This is a genomic window from Nocardia halotolerans (genome assembly GCF_042650145.1).
GTDB lineage: Bacteria > Actinomycetota > Actinomycetes > Mycobacteriales > Mycobacteriaceae > Nocardia > Nocardia halotolerans.
In genome coordinates this window covers 207,666-226,673 of sequence record NZ_JBHSDL010000002.1, presented here as the reverse complement: position 1 = coordinate 226,673, position 19,008 = coordinate 207,666, and the positions used below count along the sequence as shown (strand labels likewise).

General features: G+C 68.7%; 17 protein-coding genes. 11 read left to right on the top strand and 6 right to left on the bottom strand.

Annotation, left to right across the window (positions count from 1 at the left end; all coding sequences use genetic code 11):
- Positions 1-3: 3 nt before the first annotated feature.
- Complete coding sequence (locus ACFO5K_RS02075; RefSeq protein WP_378555394.1) at positions 4-912, top strand: hypothetical protein; 909 nt, start codon at positions 4-6, stop codon at positions 910-912.
- A 4-nt stretch (positions 913-916) separates the two neighbouring features.
- On the opposite strand, the gene ACFO5K_RS02070 is transcribed toward ACFO5K_RS02075, so the two are convergent.
- From ACFO5K_RS02070 to ACFO5K_RS02050, 5 genes are all read right to left on the bottom strand, one after another.
- On the bottom strand, positions 917-2,602 hold the full coding sequence (locus ACFO5K_RS02070) for a DUF885 domain-containing protein (protein ID WP_378555393.1): 1,686 nt from the start codon (positions 2,600-2,602) through the stop codon (positions 917-919).
- Positions 2,603-2,691: 89 nt separating this feature from the next.
- Positions 2,692-3,054, bottom strand: coding sequence for a MerR family transcriptional regulator (locus ACFO5K_RS02065; RefSeq protein ID WP_378555392.1), 363 nt, complete (start codon positions 3,052-3,054; stop codon positions 2,692-2,694).
- Positions 3,055-3,476: 422 nt separating this feature from the next.
- A complete protein-coding gene (locus tag ACFO5K_RS02060) occupies positions 3,477-4,739 on the bottom strand; it encodes a cytochrome P450 (RefSeq protein ID WP_378555391.1) in 1,263 nt (420 codons plus the stop codon).
- Positions 4,736-5,167 (bottom strand): roadblock/LC7 domain-containing protein, encoded by a 432-nt coding sequence (locus tag ACFO5K_RS02055; RefSeq protein WP_378555390.1) that lies wholly within the window; start codon positions 5,165-5,167, stop codon positions 4,736-4,738. The genes ACFO5K_RS02060 and ACFO5K_RS02055 overlap by 4 nt, the downstream gene beginning before the upstream one ends.
- Positions 5,167-6,537 (bottom strand): ATP-binding protein, encoded by a 1,371-nt coding sequence (locus tag ACFO5K_RS02050; protein ID WP_378555389.1) that lies wholly within the window; start codon positions 6,535-6,537, stop codon positions 5,167-5,169. Before ACFO5K_RS02050 ends, ACFO5K_RS02055 begins: the two co-directional genes overlap by 1 nt.
- Positions 6,538-7,070: 533 nt before the next feature.
- On the opposite strand from ACFO5K_RS02050, the gene ACFO5K_RS02045 reads away from it, so the two are divergent.
- The 10 genes from ACFO5K_RS02045 to ACFO5K_RS02000 all read left to right on the top strand — a co-directional run bounded on the left by ACFO5K_RS02045 (position 7,071) and on the right by ACFO5K_RS02000 (position 17,432).
- Complete coding sequence (locus ACFO5K_RS02045; RefSeq protein ID WP_378555388.1) at positions 7,071-7,229, top strand: hypothetical protein; 159 nt, start codon at positions 7,071-7,073, stop codon at positions 7,227-7,229.
- Between the two features lie 94 nt (positions 7,230-7,323).
- Positions 7,324-8,514 carry a lipid-transfer protein gene (locus ACFO5K_RS02040; RefSeq protein ID WP_378555387.1) on the top strand — a complete coding sequence of 397 codons (1,191 nt, stop codon included), beginning with the start codon at positions 7,324-7,326 and terminating at the stop codon, positions 8,512-8,514.
- 33 nt (positions 8,515-8,547) lie between these two features.
- Positions 8,548-8,988: a type II toxin-antitoxin system Rv0910 family toxin gene (locus ACFO5K_RS02035; protein ID WP_378555386.1), complete on the top strand. Its 441-nt coding sequence runs from the start codon at positions 8,548-8,550 to the stop codon at positions 8,986-8,988.
- A complete protein-coding gene (locus ACFO5K_RS02030; protein ID WP_378555385.1) occupies positions 8,985-9,872 on the top strand; it encodes a MaoC/PaaZ C-terminal domain-containing protein in 888 nt (295 codons plus the stop codon). Before ACFO5K_RS02035 ends, ACFO5K_RS02030 begins: the two co-directional genes overlap by 4 nt.
- Positions 9,873-9,906: 34 nt before the next feature.
- Positions 9,907-10,785 (top strand): SDR family oxidoreductase, encoded by an 879-nt coding sequence (locus ACFO5K_RS02025; protein ID WP_378555384.1) that lies wholly within the window; start codon positions 9,907-9,909, stop codon positions 10,783-10,785.
- Position 10,786: 1 nt separating this feature from the next.
- On the top strand, positions 10,787-13,000 hold the full coding sequence (locus tag ACFO5K_RS02020; RefSeq protein ID WP_378555383.1) for an acyl-CoA dehydrogenase: 2,214 nt from the start codon (positions 10,787-10,789) through the stop codon (positions 12,998-13,000).
- Between the two features lie 237 nt (positions 13,001-13,237).
- On the top strand, positions 13,238-13,930 hold the full coding sequence (locus ACFO5K_RS02015; protein WP_378555382.1) for a TetR/AcrR family transcriptional regulator: 693 nt from the start codon (positions 13,238-13,240) through the stop codon (positions 13,928-13,930).
- 82 nt (positions 13,931-14,012) lie between these two features.
- Positions 14,013-14,975, top strand: coding sequence for an AurF N-oxygenase family protein (locus tag ACFO5K_RS02010; protein ID WP_378555381.1), 963 nt, complete (start codon positions 14,013-14,015; stop codon positions 14,973-14,975).
- Positions 14,972-16,300: a lipase family protein gene (locus ACFO5K_RS02005; protein ID WP_378555380.1), complete on the top strand. Its 1,329-nt coding sequence runs from the start codon at positions 14,972-14,974 to the stop codon at positions 16,298-16,300. Before ACFO5K_RS02010 ends, ACFO5K_RS02005 begins: the two co-directional genes overlap by 4 nt.
- Before the next feature lie 91 nt (positions 16,301-16,391).
- A complete protein-coding gene (locus tag ACFO5K_RS02000; RefSeq protein ID WP_378555379.1) occupies positions 16,392-17,432 on the top strand; it encodes an alpha/beta fold hydrolase in 1,041 nt (346 codons plus the stop codon).
- Here the strand turns inward: ACFO5K_RS02000 and fadD5 are convergent.
- Positions 17,422-18,999 carry a fatty-acid--CoA ligase FadD5 gene (gene fadD5, locus ACFO5K_RS01995; RefSeq protein ID WP_378555378.1) on the bottom strand — a complete coding sequence of 526 codons (1,578 nt, stop codon included), beginning with the start codon at positions 18,997-18,999 and terminating at the stop codon, positions 17,422-17,424. The two genes, ACFO5K_RS02000 and fadD5, sit on opposite strands and share 11 nt — an antisense overlap.
- Between the last annotated feature and the right edge of the window lie 9 nt (positions 19,000-19,008).

Below are 19,008 nucleotides of genomic sequence, written 5' to 3'. Positions count from 1 at the left end.
TGGATGATCTCCACCGCCCTGTACTGCGGCACGCACTGGGACGAGCAGGGGCGATGGTTCTACGAGCTGTTGGGTGAGGACGGCAACACCGAACTACTACCCGGCGTCGGCACCCGGTTGGCCTTCCGGGTCACCGAAGGCCGGTTCTGTCTCGGATACCGCGGCTTCGACGGGGTGCGGTGGGGGCGGCTGGCCTGCCCGAAGGGCGCACGGGTCGAGTCCGGTCGCCAATGTGAGAGCTGCCGGCTCACCGAGGGCTGGTCGGTGGTGCACAACCATCGCGGGCCGCTGGCCGCCCTGCCCGCGCAGGTCCGTGACTACATCGCCCAACCGCACCACCTCTACATCGCCTACTTCGGCGACGGGATGACCAAGGTCGGCACCGCCTCGGCGGTGCGGCGTAACCGCCGCCTGTTCGAGCAGGGGGCGCTGGTGGCCCGTTTCATCATCGATTCCCCCGACGGGCTGCACGTGCGTGAGCTCGAGCGGGCGGTGACCGAGCACGCGGGCATCGGCCAGACCGTCGCCGGTGTCACCAAGACGCGCATCCTCACCAAACCGCTGCGCCCGTGGTCGGCGCTGGAAGCCGCCGTCGCCGCCGCGGCCGACCATGCCGCGAGCGCCCTGCCCGCGGAGCTCACGCGCACCGACGTCACCTGGTCGGGTGGCCGGGAGTTCTACGACACCATCCGCACCCGCGGTCGCTTCCCGAAGGCGGTCGAGTTCAGCGGCGAACCCGGCGAACACCTGCTCGACGCCGTCGCCGCGCACGGCCACACCATCGCCTGCCGCGACCCCGCCGGAGCGAGTGAACTGCTGCTGGTCAACGACTCACGTCTGATCGGGCGCCGCATCCACCTCGACCCCGATATCATCGCCGTCCCCGAGCCTGCCCAGACCAGCCTGTTCTGAGGTGTCAGTCCGCTCCGGCGGCGAGTTGCCTAGACAAGGTGTCCAGGCCCATACCGCCCATGCGTAGCGCGCGGGTGTGGAAGTCCTTCAGGTCGAACGCCGCGCCCGCCCGGCGACGTGCTTGCTCGCGGGCTTGCAACCACCGCCGTTCCCCGAGTTTGTACGCGGGCGCCTGCCCTGGCCAGCCCAGGTAACGGTCGATCTCGTCGCGCGCCTCGGCCGGATCGAGCATGGTCTGGGTCAGCAGGAACTCCAGGCCGAGTTCTGGTGTCCAGCGCCGGCCTTCGTGGAAACCGGTGCCGGCGGGAATCGGCAGTTCCAGATGCATCCCGATGTCCACGATCACCCGCGCCGCGCGAAACAACTGCTGTGACAGCATGCCGAACAGGTCGCCGTCGTCGTCGAGGTTGCCGAGTTCCTGCATCAGGCGCTCGGCGTAGAGCGCCCAGCCTTCACCGTGCCCGTCGACGAACGACATCATCCGCTGGTACTTGTTGAGCGAATCGCCCGCCCGCACTACGGTCGCGATTTGCAGATGGTGACCCGGTACGCCTTCGTGGTAAACCGTGCTGCGCTCACGCCAGGTGGCGAAATGCTCCTTGCCGTGTTCCACCGACCAGAACATGCGACCGGGCCGCCGGAGGTCTTCGCTCGGTCCGAGGTAGTACGCGCCGACAGTGCCGCCGGGCGGCGCGATCGCGCACTCCAGTGCCGCGATCTCCTCGGGGATCTCGAAGTGCTCGCCACGCAACGATTCCAGCGCTCGGTCCGAGGTGTGCTGTAGCCACGCCTGGAAGGCGTCGAGCCCGTGCACCTGATATCTCGGATCGGCGTCGAGGGCCGCCGCGGTGTCGGCCAGTGATGCGCCCGGCGCGATGCGGTCGGCGACGGCGAGCAACTCCGCCCGAATTGCCGAGAACTCCGACCACCCCCAGGCGCAGGCTTCGCGCGGGTCGATGTCGGCGCCGGTGAAGTAGCGCGACCAGAGCCGGTAGGTCTGCTCACCGACGGCGTCGGCGACCGGTGCGCGGGGCGCGAGCTCGGTGCGCAGGAACGTGGCGAGGTCGCCGTATGCCCGGTCGGCTGCGCGCGCGAACTTCCGCAGCTCTGCCCGGGGCGCGTCTGCTACGGACTCCGCGGCGACGACGAAAGTGCTGAAGAAACCGGTCCCGCCCGGTCCGCCCGCCCAGTCGTCGGCCTGCTCGGCGACTCGAGTGATCTGGCGCAGTGCCGGGGTCCGGCCGTGCTCGGCCGAAGCCAGCAGCGCCGAACGCAGACCGGCCAGGGTGTGCGCTACCCGGGACAGGCGGGTGCCGATCACCGCCCAGTCCGCGGCTGTCTCGGTGGCCATCAGGTCGAACACCATCCGAATGTCCTGCACGGGACTCGAGATCACGTTCAGCGCCGAGGAGCGGAGCCCGGCCTCGTGTAGCTCGACCTCGAGCCCCACCCGCTCGCAGAACACGGCTTTCGCGACGCGCTCGCTGTCGTCGCGCGGTGTGGTGGCCCGCATGGCGGCCAAGAAACCGCGGGCGGTGTCGAGCCGACACGCATGCCCGTCGGGGGAGTAGTCGGTCAGGCGGTCCTCGTGGCCGACGATGCCGAACAGGCTTGCCATCACCGGATCGGCCGCCGCGTACTCCTCGACGAATCGATCACACAACCGGTGTACGCCCCGCCCGACAACCATGCCGCGCACGTTACTGTGCGCGCGGCGATTTCGACCGCGAACGGGGTGACCGGGACCGGTAGTCGGCGCCGTTGTCAGCCGGGCGCCGGCTAACGGGCCGTGGATCTGTCGGGGGAGTGATTGTCGAGGGCGTGCTGCAGGCCGCGGTTGATGCGTTCGGCTTCGGCGAGCTGGTCTTCGAGGATGACGATGCGGCACGACGACTCGAGCGTGTTGCCCGCGTCGACCAGTTCGCGGACGCGGGCGGCCAGACGCAATTGGTACCGGGAGTAGCGGCGGTGCCCGCCGGGGGAGCGCTGCGGGGTCAGGAGTTCGGCGGCGTCGAGGCCGCGCAGGAACGCCTGGGTGACGCCGAGGATCTCCGCCGCCCGGCCCATGCTGTAGGCGGGGTAGTCGTCGTCATCGAGTTTGTCGGCGGCAGTGGTGCCGTCGGAGGAGTTCGTTTGCTGCACAGCACCTCTCGGTTCAACGCCGGCAGGCCCCGGCGCGTGGGCGCCGGGGCCTGGAATTTATGGATGAGGGGTTGACTTCAACTCTGTTCACCGGCCTGAGGGGCCGATGCATTGAACCGCTCCCGAGACGTTCCGGGATGCGGGACCGTTAAATGACTGATCAGTGACCACCACCTCCTGGATGTCGTACTACCCACGATGTCTTTCACCTGATTGTTCATCGCCCCTTCCGGCGGTCCGGCCGACTGCACCGGATTCTCGTCTCCGCCGGAAGGGGCGGTCGAACCTCCTGCTCCGGGCAGCTCACCTGCCCGGCCACTGGATTCTTCTCTTGGTACGACAGCGACTATATAACCCGATTTCGAGAATGTCTACACCGATCGGTGCAGATTTTTTCACCTCGATGCGGCGCCGCCGAACCGTCAGGGTTGGAAGGTGTGGGTGGTCAGGGGTGGCGTCCTGGGGAAGGACACCGGCAGCCCGGCCAGGGCCCGGTGGAAGGGGCCGGGGCGCCAGACGAGCTCATCGGCGGGCACGGCCAGTTCGAGTTCCGGCAGGGCGTCGAGGAGCTGGTCGATGGCTTCCTGGGCGATCAGATAGGCCGGAGACTTGGCCGGGCAGCCATGGGGGCCGGTGCTCCAGGCCAGGTGGGCGCGGTTGTCGAGGAAGTCGCCGGTGCCGATGGACGGGTCGTTGTTGCAGGCGGCCATGCTGATCACCACCGGCTGGTGGGCGGGCAACCACACATCCTCGACGAGGATCGGCTGCCGGGGATAGGTGGTGCAGAAGTTGGCCATCGGCGGGTCGGTGTAGAGCACCTCGTCGAGGGCGTCGCGAGTGGACAGACTGCCACCGAGCAGGCTGCCCGCGAAACGCTGGTCGGTGAGCATCAGCCGCACCGTGTTCAGGATCAGGTTCAGCATCGGCTCGATACCCGCTCCGTACATGGTGAGCAGCTGGTTCATCAGCTCCTCGTCGTTGAGCTGGGTCGAATGCTGCACCAGGCGGGTGGTGACATCGTCGCCGGGCTCGGCGCGCTTGAGCCGAACCTGTTCGTAGAGGGCGTCTTCGAGCATCTGGCCACCCTGGGCCGCGGTCTCACCGCCCTCGAAGATCGCCGCCATCCCGGCCGCCGCCCGCGCGCCGATGTCGTCGGGCACGCCCAGCATCGCGTTGATCGTGGCGAAGATGACGGGATAGGCGTACTGGCTCAACAGTTCCGCGCTGCCGTCGGCACAGAAGGTGTTGATCACCGGAATCGCGATCTGCTCCACCGTGTGGTGCAGCCGGTACAGGTCGACGCCGGCCAGGCTGGCCACGGTGGCCTGGCGATAGCGGACGTGCTCGGTGCCCGCGGTGCGCAACGCGTTGGGGCGATAGCGCATCATCGGCAGGACCGGGCAGTCCTCGGGCATGGTGCGTTCCCACATGCGCGCGTCGGCGGGAAAGTGATCGGGGTCGTTGAGGATCTGCACCGCGGTGCGGTAACCGATCACCAGGGTGGCCGGCACTCCGGGCACCAGATCCACCGGCACCAAGGAGCCGTATCGCCGCCGCATGTCGCGGTAGGCGCTCTGCGGGTCGGCCGCGAACTCCTCGGAGTACAGCGGTATCCGCTCCTGGCCGCTGCGTGAGTCCGGTGACACCGGCCCCTGCGGGAGATCGAACGAGGTTTCGAGCGTCACAGCGTGGTCTCCTCTCGGTGGGGTCCGCCGCGCCTCGGTGCCGCGCCGAGTTCGCGCCCGACCCGGGCCGCCAGTTCGTTCATCCGGTGGGCGACGAGCGCGAGGTCGACCGTGCTGGTCGTCGCGACACCGAGCAGGCTGCCCGCGCCCGCGGCGGTGATCATGATCATTCCCTGCTCGTATTCGGTCATGTTCTGGCGCACCGGCGTCGCGTGCCCGCCGCAGAACTCACCGAGGGCCTTGCCCAGCGACCGCAGTCCCGACGCGGCGGCGGCGAAGCGTTCGGCGTCGTCTTTGCTGATGTCGCCCGAATGTGCCACGCGTAGGCCGTCTTCGGATAACAACACCGCGAAGCGGACACCTTCCAGCGCCAGGTCTTCGAGCAGCCAGGCGAGGTGGTTGGTGCCGTCGGCGATCGAAGTGCTCATCAGTTGTCCTGCCCTTCCGTCGAACGCTCGGCCGCGGCGCGACCGTGCCGGGATCCGCTGTGCCAGGCGGTGACGAGTTCCGGCCTGCCCGGCGCATCGGTGGTGTCGGTGTGCTCGGCGCTCGGCGCGACCGGCCTGCGCCTGCGCTTGGGCAGTCCGCCGGTGGTCGTGGCGGCATCGTCGCCGACCACGGCGGCGACGATCTCGGGTTCGGGTGGCGTGGGGCTCACCTCCGGTGTCGCGGCGTGGCGGGGCTCGGTGTCGCGGCGGGCGTCGGAATCGGTGACCAGCAGGTCGGCCGGGATGAAGACCATCGCCCTGGTGCCGCCGTAGATGTTGGGGCTGTCGACGTAGGCGGCGAAACCGTAGCGGCGCGACAGAGCCGCCACACCGGGGAAGCCGACCTTCGGGGAGGCGCCGAGGGCGTTGATGTCGATCACACGTTCGCCCGAGAGCACCTGGCGCGCCTCTTCCATCTGTTCCTGGCTCATTCGCACGCCCGCATCGTCGATGATCAGGGTGACGCCGTGATGGCCCTGCTGGAACGCGACGTCGACGAACGAGGCGGGGGGCGAATAGCGCAGCGCGTTGTCGAGCAGGGTCGCCACGGTGTGCACGAGTGGTTCGACCGCCCGGCTGATCACCACCTGGTCGCAGTGGCCGGTTCGCACCCGCAGGTAGTCGCGGACGCGGCCCACCGCACCGCCCACCACGTCGCCGACGGTCTGTTGCGGCCAGCGCCTGCCGGGCAACCCACCGGAGACGATCACATAGGACTGGGCCTGCCGGATCATCTGCTGCACGGTGTGATCGATGCGGATCAGCGTCGCGTAGACCTCGTCGTTGCGGTTCTCCCGCAGCGCGTTGCTGACCACCTGGCCGACGTCGGCACCGAGGCTGACGACCGTGGTGCCGAAGGCGCGTACGGCGTTGCTGGTCGCGGCGCGGGCGTCGGCGGCCACCTCGGCGCGGGTGGCCGTCGCGGTGGCCTCGACCGCGGCGGCGGTGTGCTCGGCGCCGGCCTGTTCGGCGGCGGCGCGGACCTCGTGGCGCGCGTGCGTCAGATCCTCGGCGTAGGTCGCCGCGATCCGGGCGAGTTTGTCGGCGAACGGTGAGTCCTGCAGCAGCGCGGGCACTTCGGCGCTGACGACCGGTTCGGCGTCGTGGCGCACGGCCTCGGTGATCCGCGGCATGGTGGACTCGATGAGCCGCGTCATCGCCTCCTCGTGGGCGTAGAGCTCGCGTTCGGTCGCGGCCAGCCGGGCACGGACCTGGCGTTCGTTGCGCAGGGCCGTCAGCGCGACCGCCACCGCGCCCAGCAGCACCAGAGTTGCGATTGCGAACAAGAACGCCGCGAGTGTCGAGGTCATCGGTTCCTTTGTCGTCTGCACCGACCGAAGAGTCCTGATGGCCGGTACCTCGCCGGTCCCTCCGGCGAGATCTGCCGCCGATGTTCTCAGCCCGAAGTGGCCCAACCGCACCACGATCCGGCACGCAACATGGCGAAACCGGTCCTGCCCGATCTCGCTGTCCTGCGCTTTCGGCGAATCCGCACACACCCTAGCAGTGCATTGCGCCGGTGTCGGAACGTGTTGTTGCCGAGAACAATTCGACACGACGGCACCGACACGGCGGGGTTTCGCGCCGATTTGCGCAGCGGGGCAACGACAGTCCCCGAGTGTCGCGGCGTGTCCGGCTGCGGCCCAGCTCAACGGGCCTGTGCGGCAGGGCTTGCGGTGTAAGGTTGGTGATGGTCGCGGGTGGGCCATCGGTGGACGACGCATCGCTGCCGCAACCGACCTCGGAGCCACGGCTCCTGCTCACTTCCACGTCGTCGATGTACTTACCGGCGGCGACCTCTCGGCGCTGTTCCGGCTCCGACGACCGATCCGAGGAAGTCCGCATGTCCAGCGATCTCGACACCGATTCTTCCGAAACCCCGCCCGGGCCCGACGAGGAGAACTCGCCGGTGATGTGGCCGGAGCCCAGCCCGTTGCAGTCCTGGTGGGCCGCCATCATGGCCGCGCCGCAGACGCGCCGCGGATCCCGCCGAAAGAGCTGACGCGAACTATTGACCTGGACGCTGTGTCCAACCTACATTGCTTGGACACGGTGTCTCACATATTCGGGGCACTCGGCACACGGGAGTGCGATACATGACACAGAAAGTGTTCGTCGTCGGCGTCGGGATGACGAAGTTCGAGAAGCCGGGCGCGTTGGAGTGGGATTACCCGGACATGGCCCGCGAGGCGGGCACCAAGGCGCTCGCTGATGCCGGCATCGACTACGACCAGGTCGAACAGGCCTATGTCGGCTACGTCTACGGTGAGTCCACCTCGGGACAGCGCGCGGTCTATGAACTGGGCCTGACCGGCATCCCGGTCGTCAATGTCAACAACAACTGTTCCACCGGCTCGACCGCGCTCTACCTCGCGGCCCAGGCGATCCGGGGTGGGCTGGCCGAGTGCACGCTGGCCCTGGGGTTCGAGAAGATGCAGAAGGGCTCGCTCGGTTCGACCTTCGACGACCGCGAGCAGCCGATGATGCGGCACCTGCTGGCCCTGGCCGAACTGCAGGAATTCGCGATGCCGCCCGCGCCGTACATGTTCGGCGCGGCGGGCACCGAACACATGCAGCGCTACGGCACCACCGCCGAGCAGTTCGCCAAGATCGGCGTGAAGAACCACCGCCACTCGGTGAACAACCCGTACGCGCAGTTCCAGAAGGAATACAGTCTGGAAGAAGTCCTCGAGGCCAAGCAGATCTACGGCCCGCTCACCAAACTGCAGTGCTCGCCCACCTCCGACGGTTCCGGCGCGGTGATCCTGGCCAACGAGGCGTTCGTCGACCGGCACGACCTCGCCGATCGGGCCGTGGAGATCGTCGGCCAGGCGATGGTCACCGACCTGCAGTCCACCTTCTCGACCGAGAGCGCGATCAACCTGGTCGGCGCCGACATGTCGCGCACCGCGGCGCGCAAGGTCTACGAGCAGGCCGGAATCGGTCCCGACGAGATCGATGTCATCGAACTGCACGACTGCTTCTCCACCAACGAACTGCTCACCTACGAGGCGCTGGGATTGTGCGCGCCGGGCGAGGGCGGTCGGCTCGTCGACGACAATGCCACCACCTACGGCGGCAAGTGGGTCGTGAACCCCTCGGGCGGTCTGATCTCCAAGGGGCACCCGCTCGGTGCCACCGGCCTGGCCCAGTGCAGCGAACTCACCTGGCAACTGCGCGGCGACGCCGACGCCCGGCAGGTCGCGGACGCGCGAATCGCCCTGCAGCACAACATCGGTCTCGGTGGCGCGGTCGTGGTGACCGCCTACCGTCCCGCCGCCCGCTGATCTTTCCCCCAACGAATTCACCAGGAGTACCCCATGGCATCTGTGTCCGTTTCCACCGAACTGCCCGTCACCCCCGAGGTCGCGTGGGCGCGGCTGAGCGATCTGGCGAACTGGGAGGACTGGCTGACCATCCACCAGGGCTGGCGCAGTGAGCTCCCGGCCGAGCTGGCCGCCGGTTCGCGTTTCACCGAGGTCGTGTCGGTGATGAACATGGCCAACAAGATCGAGTGGACCGTGGCCGAGGTGGACCCGAACAAGTTCCTGCGCATCACCGGCACCGGAATGGCCGGTGTCACCGTGGAGTTCGCGCTCGAGGTCCAGTCGACCGCCACCGGGTCGGCGGCGAAGTTCGACGCCACCTTCAAGGGCACGATGATCGTCGGCCCGATCGGCAAGGCCGTCGCCAAGCACTGTGAAGCCGACCTGAAGGCGTCGATGGACAAGTTCACCGAGCTCGTCGGATCGGCGGCGTGACCACCGAACAGGCTCCCACCTCGGCCGGAGTCGTCTTCGACGGCTCCGGCCTGGGGGAGTGGACCGACGAGGAACGGTTCGCGGTCACCGCCGAGCGCATCGCGGAATACGCCGCGGCGACCAACGATCCGATCGCCGCGCACCGTGACGGCCGGATCGCGCCACCGGTGTTCGCGGTGGTCCCGGTGTTCACCTCGATGGCGCCCGCGGCGCTGTCGGTGGCACCGGTGGAATTGCTGATGAAACTGGTACACGGTGAGCAGGACTTCCGGTTCCACCGCCCGATCGTGGCCGGCGACGAACTGGTGGTGCGGGCCAAGCCGATCGGCTACGCGGGCAAGCCGAACGGCTCGACGGTGGTCATTTACGCCGAAACCCGTGACGGCGCGGGCGAACTCGTCAACGAGCAGTGGATGACGGCGTTCTTCCGCAAGGTCGACGCCGGACCGGGCGAAGGCGAACAGGCGCCCGGGCACCGGATCACCGACGCCGATCGGGCCACCGACCCGGTCGCACGGGTCACCGCCCATGTCGACCAGGATCAGACCTTCCGCTATTCGCCGGCCTCGGGCGACCCGATGCCGATTCACCTCGACGACGAGATCGCCCGCATGGCCGGGCTGCCCGGCATCATCAACCACGGTCTGTGCACCATGGCGTTCACCTCCTGGGCCGCACTCACCGAGCTCGCCGACGGCGACACCGCACGGCTGCGCCGCCTGGCGGTGCGCTTCGCCAAGCCGGTACTGCCGGGCCGCGACATCACCACCACGCTGTGGCGCACCGACGCCACCGCGGCGGGCACGACGGCCTACGCCTTCGAGACCGAAGCCGACGGCCAGATCGCGATCACCGACGGTCGCGTCGAGCTCGCCGACTCCTGACATTCGCGAAACATCAACGAGGAGCATCGAACTCATGGGAAAGCTTGACGGTCGCGTCGCGGTCATCACCGGCGCGGGACGCGGCATCGGCCGCGAACACGCACTGTTGTTCGCCCGCGAAGGCGCCAAAGTCGTGGTCAACGACCTCGGCGGCGCCAACGACGGCACCGGTACCGACACGGGCCCGGCCCAGCAGGTGGTCGACGAGATCGTCGCCGCAGGCGGGACCGCGGTCGCCAACACCGACAACATCGCCACCTGGGCGGGCGCCGAGGCCCTCATCGGCCAGGCGGTCGGCGAGTACGGCAACCTCGACATCGTGGTGAACAACGCGGGCATCCTGCGCGACGCGTTCATCGCCGGCATGGACGAGTCGCAGTGGGACGCGGTCATCGCGGTACACCTCAAGGGCCACGCCGCGACCCTGCACCACGCCGCCGCGTACTGGAAGGCCCAGACCAAGGCGGGCAAGCCGGTCGCGGCCGCGGTGATCAACACCGCTTCGGCATCGGGCACATTCATGCCCAATGCCGGTCAGGGCAACTACGGCGCCGCCAAGGCCGGCATCGCCGCGCTCACCCTGGTCGCCGCCGACGAGCTCGAACGCTACGGCGTGCGGGTCAACGCGATCGCCCCGATCGCGCGCACCCGGCTCACCCTGGCCACCCCCGGCATGGGCGCGCTGTTCGCCGCCGAGGTGCCCGAAGGCGAATTCGACCCGTTCTCCCCGGCCAACATCTCCCCACTGGTGGCGCATCTGGCCGAGGCCGACTGCCCGCTCACCGGCAAGGTGTTCGCGGTGCAGGGCGGTGCGATCGTGGAACTGGCCGGCTGGCACGACGTGCGCACGGTCGAGACCGACGGCCCGTGGACCATCGACGAGGTCGCGGCCCGGCTGAAAGAGACCAACTGACATGGCACGCAACACCTATGAGCTCGGTGTCGGCGTCAGTCCCGATCACCTGGCGTTGGCCGACGCGGTCGCCGGATTCGTGGAGCGCACCGTCACCGCCGAGGCCGTGCGGGCCGCGGTCGAGTCCGACGCGGCGGGCAAGCAGCTGCCCTACTGGGACGCACTGGTCGCCCAAGATCTGCTCAGCCTGCACATCGCCGAAGACCAGGGCGGCCAGGGCGCGGGCCTGCTGACGCTGGCCGTGGCGCTGGAACCGCTCGGGCGGGGCCTGCACACCGGCCCGTTCGTGCCGACCGCGCTGGCCGGTGCCGTGCTGGCGCAAGCCGGCGGCGCCTGGGCACAGTCCCAGCTGACCGGGCTGGCCGACGGATCGCGCACCGGCGCGGTCGCAACTGTTTCCGGCCTGACCGGGGTGCTGCGCGACGGTGCCCTGGTCGTGGACGGGCACGCCGACGGGGTAGTCGGGGCGGGTTCGGCCGATGTGATCATCGCGCCGGTCACCGTCGACGGCGCGCAGCGCTGGGTCGCCTTCGAAGCCGTCGACCTGACCGTGACCGCCCAGGACAGCATCGACGTGCTGCGCGGTTCGGCTCGCCTGCAAGCGGATTCGGTGCGCGTGCCGGCCGAGCGGCTGCTCGGAGTGAGCTCGGCGCGAGTGCGTTCGGTGGCCACGGTGGTACTGGGCGCCGAGGCGGTCGGGGTGATGTCGTGGTGTGTGTCCACCGCGGCCGAATACGCCAAGACGCGCGTGCAGTTCGGGCGCCCGATCGGGCAGTTCCAGGGCGTGAAGCACAAGTGCGCCCAGATGGGCATCGCGTTGGAGAAGGCGCGCGCGGTCCTGTGGGATGCCGCGTTCGCCCTCGACCGCGACGACGACACCGCCGACTACGCGGCCGCGGTGGCCGCGCTGATCATTCCGGACGCCGCCGTGCAGGTGACCCAGGACTGCATCCAGGTGCACGGCGGCATCGGGTTCACCTGGGAGCACGACGCGCACCTGTACTACCGTCGGGCGCTGGCCCTGCGCGCCCTGCTCGGTGCGCGTGCCGAACGTGCCGAAGCGGTGGCCGGGTACGCGCTGTCGGGTCTGACCCTGTCCAGCGAGCTGGAACTGCCCGAGGAGGCCGAGCAGATCCGCGCGGGTATCCGGGCCGAACTCGCCGAGATCGCCGGGATCGATGACGAGGACGACCAGCTCGTGGCCCTGGGTGACGGTGGCTGGAACCTGCCGCACCTGCCCCGCCCCTACGGCCGTTCGGCCTCGCCGCTCGAGCAGGTGGTGATCTCGCAGGAGATCAAGGCCTCCGGCATCCAGATGCCGCAGCTGCTGATGGGCACGTGGGCCGTTGGCGCGATCGTGCCGCACGGCGACGAACGCCAGAAGCAGGAACTGGTGGTGCCGACGCTGCGCGGAGAACTGGTGTGGTGCCAGCTGTTCAGTGAGCCGGGTGCCGGTTCGGACCTGGCCGGCCTGACCACCAAGGCCACCAAGGTCGAAGGTGGTTGGCGAGTCACCGGGCAGAAGATCTGGACCACCGTCGCCCAGTTCGCCGACTGGGCCATGTTGATCGCGCGCACCAGCCCCGACAAGCCCAAGCACGAAGGCATCACCTACTTCGTGCTCGACATGTCCTCGCCCGGCATCACCGTGCGCCCGCTGCGCGAGATGACCGGATCGGCCCTGTTCAACGAGGTGTTCCTCGACGACGTGTTCATCCCCGACGAGAACGTGGTCGGCGCGGTGGACGACGGCTGGCATGTGGCCCGCACGACCCTCGCGGGTGAGCGGGTGGCGCTGAGCCAGAAGATGGAGGCCTACGCCACCGACACCGACCTGCTCAGGTTCACCAGCGGGCGCGAGCTGTCCCCGGTGGCGCGCTATCACGTCGGCGAACTGATGGCCGAGAGCCGCGCGGTGGATGTGATCGGCTCGCGGGTGGTGCTCAAGCAGTTGTCCGGCATCGACGTGTCCACCACGTCGAGCGTCGGCAAGTTGCTGGGTATGGCACTGGGCCAGGCGATCTCGGAATTCGTCGTCGCCGAACTCGGCATCGCCGGCGTGGTGTCGGTCCCCGGTGAGCGCAGCGACCACGCGATGGAACAGCTGATCGCGGGCCGCGCCACCACCATCTACGGCGGCACCACCGAGGTCCAGCTCAACGTCATCGGCGAACGCATGCTTGGCCTACCCCGCGACGCAACAGTCACCAGCTGAGTTGCCCCGGCTCCCGGAGCAAACCCCACCGGGAGCCGGTCCACTCACCCCCGCCAACACCACGACCCCCGGTGTGTCTGTCCCCACAAACCCCGATGTGTCTAGTCTTTTGCGGGGCCCGCCCTGATCTGGACTGACCGAAGGGTGCGACGAAGGAGTACCCGTAGGGAGGGAAGATCAGGGGCCCGAAGGGCCCCGCCTCGAGCGCACCAGCGCTCCAACCAACACAGGAGGACCGTGACCGCGCAGCACACCGACGGCCGTGCCAGCCGGTGGGATCGGCACCGCGCCGACCGTCGCGAACGTATTCTCGCGGCCGCGCTCGAGGCCGTGCAGGCCCGGGGTTCCTCGGTGGGTGTGCAGGAGATCGCCGATCTGGCCCAGGTGCCGCGTTCGGTGCTGTACCGGCTGTTCAAGGATCGGCAGGATCTCGATGAACAGTTGCGCGCGCGCATCGTCGACGATCTGATGGCGGTGCTCGCGCCGACGCTGAATCCGCAGGGCACCGTGGCCGAGGCGATCGCGCGCTCGGTGGATGCCTATGTCGGCTGGATCGCGGCCAATCCCCGGTTGCACTATTTTCTCGGCGCCGGTTCGGAGGGGAAGAAGGGCGCCAGTTCGCCGATCGTGTCCGGCACGAAGATCGCCATCGCGGGAACCGTGCGTGAGGTGTTCGAGAACGCGTTGCGGGCGCAGTCGGCGTCGACGGAGATCGCCGAACCGATGGCTTTCGGGTTGGTCGGGTTCGTCGACGGCAGTGTGAATCGTTGGTTGAGCCGGTCGATGCAGCCGATGGATGCCGGCGAGTTGTCGGCCTATCTGCGGGAAGCCATCTGGGCCATTGTCGACAGCAGCTTGCGCAAGGCCGGAGTCATGCTCAACCCGCTGACCCCGATCGCCGATCTGGTGGAGTCCACGCCGGATGATTAGTGTGACATGAAGTAGCGTCAACCCTTGTCTGGTACCCCTGGTCCCATTAAACTGGAGGGTGAACCGTACCGAGGAGACACCGATGACGCTGTCCACCTATCACGACGTCCTGCAGAGCCTTTCCGAAGGCTCGGTGACCAAACACTTCGATCCCTACGTCGACATCGACTGGGATTCGCCCGAATTCGCCGTGCACAGCGACGACCCACGCTGGATCATGCCCGCCGAAGACCCGCTGGGCCGCCATCCCTGGTACAAAGCGCAGCCGGTCGAACGGCAGATCGCGATGGGGATGTGGCGCCAGGCCGGTATCGCCAAGGTGGGTATCGACTTCGAGCAACTGCTGATCCGTGGGCTGATGCAGTACCTGATCTCGGTGCCCAACGGGGACCCCGAGTTCCGCTACGCCACCCACGAGGCGGCCGAAGAGTGCAACCACACGATGATGTTCCAGGAGATGATCAACCGCATCGGTTACCGCGATGTGGTCGGCATGGGCACCATCGACCGCAAGCTCACCCTGGCCATCTGGCCGGCGGTGAAGTACTTTCCCGAACTGTTCTTCACGATGGTGCTCGGCGGCGAGGAGCCCATCGACCACCTGCAGAAGTCGCTGCTGCGCGGTGGCGTCGACATGCAGCCGATGGTCGAGCGGGTGATGCAGATCCATGTGGCCGAGGAAGCTCGCCACATCTCCTTCGCCCACGAGTACCTGAAGCGGAACGTGCCGGCGATGCATCCGGCCACCAGGTCCGTGCTGTCGGTGGCCTATCCGGTCGTCATGCGGGTGATGCTGTCGATGATCGCGACGCCGCCGAAACAGTTCGTCGACAAGTTCCAGATCCCGGCCGAGGTGATGCGCGAGGCGTACTGGGGCAGCCCCGAATCCCGGCGCATCAAGCGCGATGTGTTCACCGACGTCCGCGCGCTGGCCACCGACATCGGCCTGATGAACCCGGTCGCCAAACTGGTGTGGCGGGCGCTGGGCATCGACGGGCCCGCGGCGCGCTACCGCAGCGAGCCGCCCCGCCGGGCGGTCGCGTGAGCGTCGAGAACTGGCCTGCTCCTGACCGAGTCCTCCTGCCCGACGCCGACCCGTTCTACGTGCCACGGGCCGGCTTCGAGCGGTCGGCCGAGGGCACGCTGTTGCGGTGGCGGCCGGTCGAACTGGCCGCGTTCGGGCTGATCCCGCTGCGGGTGCGAGCCTGGCAGCTGCTGTATCGCACGACCGATCTCAACGGGGTACCCGAGGCATCGGTCACCACTGTGGTCGCACCGGCGGACGGTGTCGGCGCCGGTGCGCCGCTGCTGTCGTTCCAGTGCGCGATCGACGCGATCTCCGCGCGCGCCTTCCCGTCGTACTCGCTGCGGCGCGGCTCCCGCGCGCTCGGCACCTTCGCCCATGTGGAACTGCTGTGCTTCGCCGACGCACTGCGTCGTGGTTGGGCGATCTCGATCCCCGATCACGAGGGCATGCTCGGTGCCTGGGGCGCGCCGCGCGAACCCGGGTACCGGGCGCTCGACGGTGTCCGCGCGGCCCTGTCGTTCGGACCGGGCGGGATCGATCCGGCGGCGCAGGTCGGCCTGTGGGGGTATTCGGGCGGCGGCCTGGCCACGGCGTGGGCCGCGGAGATGGCGCCGACTTACGCACCTGAACTCGACATCGCCGGCGCGGTGCTCGGATCCCCGGTGGGCGACCTGGTGTCGACCTTCCACCGGCTCAACGGCGGCCTGCACGCGGGCCTGCCGACGCTCGTGGTGGCCGCGCTGCGCCGGGTGTACCCGGACTTCGAGGCGCTGATCGACACCCACTTCAGCGACGCGGGCCGGGCGGTGCTCGACAAGGCCGCCGAGTCCACCACCGCCGCCGCGGTGCTGCGCCTGGCCCGCTACAACATCGACCGGCACTCCAGCACCCCGATGTCGGAGGTGCTCGCGCTCGAGGCGATGCTGGCGGTCTTCGCCGACCTCGCGCTCGGTGGCCGCGCACCCGCGGTGCCGCTGCTGGTGGAGCAGGCCGTGCACGACCAGATCATCGCCGTGGCCGACATCGATGCGCTCGTCGAGCGCTACCGTGCACAGGGCGCGCACGTCACCTACCTGCGGGATCGGGCGAGTGAGCACCTGAGCCTGCTGCCGTTGTCGACCCCGCTGAGCCTGAACTGGTTGGCCGACCGCTTCGCCGGTCTCGCGGTGACGCCCGCGCAGACCCGCACGTTGCGCAGTGTGTTGACCCTGCCCGCAGGCAGGCGCGGTCTCGCCGAGCTCGGTCGCACGGCGCTGCGGGTGCTGTTCGCGCGGCCGCTGCGGGCCTCGGCGGCCGGGCAGGATCAGCGCGGGCAGGTCGGCGGGGTTCGGCACGCCGCCTGACAGCCGGTGGCACGGCCAACTTACTCACTGGTAAGATACGGCAACGTAAGAGCTGCTCCCTGGCAACTGTGGTGAGATGAGGGGTTTACCGGTGGGGATTGTCGCCGAGGTGCCACGTGCGGTACGCAACGTCTGGTCGGTGTCGTTCGGTGGTGGGATCGAGTCCTATCGGCCCGCCCCGTCGACGACGGTGTACGACGGCGAGCACCGCCACCTGAAGCGCTACGACCGCACGACACCGGCCACGGGCAACCCGGTGCTGCTGGTGCCGCCGCTGGCGGTCACACCCGCGTGCTTCGATCTACGGCCGGGCCAGAGCCTGGTGCGCTATCTGCTCGACCAGGGCAGACAGCCCTATGTCATCGACTACGGCGAATTCGGGTACGCCGACCGCGAACTGGGCCTGGAGGACTGGACCCACGACATCCTGCCCGAGGCCGTCCGGCGGGTGGCCCAGGACCACGACGGCCCGGTCGACATCATCGGCTGGTCGCTGGGCGGGGTGCTGGCGATGCTGACCGCGGCCGCGCACGCCGACCTGCCGATCGCCTCGATCACCGGTCTGGCCTCGCCGATCGACCAGGCTCGCACCGCCATGCTGGTGCCGCTACGGCTGGCCGCGCGAGTCACCGGCGGCCGGGAGATGGCCCTGGCGACCAAGATCATGGGTGGTATCCCGCAGGAATTCGTGCGGCTCGGTTTCCGGCTGCAAGCCTTCGATCGCGAACTCGCCAGGCCGCTGTTCCTGGCCCGCAACGCATTCGACACCGAGGCGCTGGCCCGGATGGAGGCCACCGACCGGTTCATGGCCACGATGCCCGGCTACCCGGGTCGCTCCTACTGGCAGATCTATCGGAGCCTGGTGCTGCGCAACGAACTCGCCGACGGTTTCATCCGGTTGCGTTCGGACCTGGTGATCGAATTGTCCAAGGTCACCTGCCGGGTGCTGCTGGCGGGCAGCCGCGGCGATGTGGTGGTGCCCGCCGCCTCGGTGCGCCGCGGCCTCGAAGTGCTGCCCAACGCCACCGAAGTGCAGTTCGTCGAGGTGGGCGGCGGCCACCTGGGCATGGTGGCCGGTGCGGCCGCCGCCGAGACCACCTGGCCCGCGATCGAGGAATTCCTCAGCCGCTGACCGCCGGTTGCGTCGATCCGTGCAGCTTGCGCAGTTCGTGCTTGACCACCTTGCCGCCGGCATTGCGCGGCAGGGCATCGACCACCACGAGCGCCTTCGGGTGCTTGTAGCGGGCCAGCTGCGCGTCGAGGTGGGGTGCGAGCTCGGCCAGGCTGATCTGCTCGTCGTCTTCGACGGCGACGATCGCGACGGGCACCTCGCCCCACCGCTCGTCGGCCCGGCCGATCACCGCGGCCTCGCGGATGCGGGGGTGGGCGAACAGGACGTTCTCCACCTCGGCGCAGTAGATGTTCTCGCCGCCGGAGATGATCATGTCCTTCTTGCGGTCCACCACGTAGACGAAGCCCTCCTCGTCGCGGCGCACCAGGTCACCGGAGTGGAACCAGCCGTAGGCGAACGCGTCGGCGGTGGCGCGCGGGTTGTTCCAGTACTCGCGCATCAGAGTGGGTCCGCGGTAGACGATTTCGCCGACCTCGCCGGGCGCCACATCGTTGTTCTCGTCATCGACGATGCGGGCGGCGATGGTGGGAATCGGCTTGCCGACCGAGCCGAGCTTGCGGATGGCATCCTCGCCGTCGAGCACACAGGTGATCGGTGACATCTCCGTCTGCCCGAACACGGCCACGTTGCGGGCGTTGGGAAAGGTCTCGGCCATCGCGCGCAACACGGTGTCGGAGGCGGGCGCGGCGCCCCAGCTGATCACTCGCAACCGCAGATCCCGCTGCGCCACAGTCGGGTCGGCGCAGATGAGCTGCCACTGGGCCGGGACGAGGAATACCGAGGTGGCGCGTTCGCGTTCCCAGGCGTCGAGCACCTCGGTGACATCGAAGGCCTTGAGCGGATGGATCACGGTGAGCGCCCCGAGTACGAAACAGGCGGCGACACTGCCCAATCCGGCGATGTGGAACAGTGGCGAGGCGCAGAACGCGATGTCGTCGGCGCGGTACTGCATGGCCCGGATGCAGGTGAGGGCCTGGGAGTTCATGTTCAGGTGGGTCAGCACCGCGCCCTTGGGGTTTCCGGTGGTGCCCGAGGTGTACATGATCAGGGCGGCGCAGTCCTCGGGCACATCGCGCGGTTCGTGCGGTGTGCCGGGCTCGGCGAGCAGATCGTCGTAGCCGAGGAACCCGTCGCCGGTCGGCCCGCCGACCACGATCCGGGTGGCCAGTGTGCCGGTCTGCGCCGACACGGCCGTGACCAGTGGCGCCAGCACCGTGTCGGTGATGATCGCCGTGGCACCGCTGTCGGTGACCTGATAGGCGATTTCGGGCGGGGTGAGCCGGAAGTTCACCGGCACCGCGATGGCGCCGAGGGTGTTGATCGCGAAGACCGACTCGATGTACTCGGCATTGTTGAGCATCAGGATCATCACGCGGTCGCCGTCGGTGACGCCGCGCCGGGCCAGCGCGTCGGCGAGCCGCTGGACGCGGTCGTGGAGTTCTCCCCAGCTGGTGGTCTTGCCGAGATAGCGCAAGGCGGGGGCATCAGGGCTGGTGGTGGCGTGGATCGCGGTCTGGTTCATCCAGTGATTGCGTCGCGAGCGCAGCGGTTCGGTGGCTGTGGACATCGTCGTCTC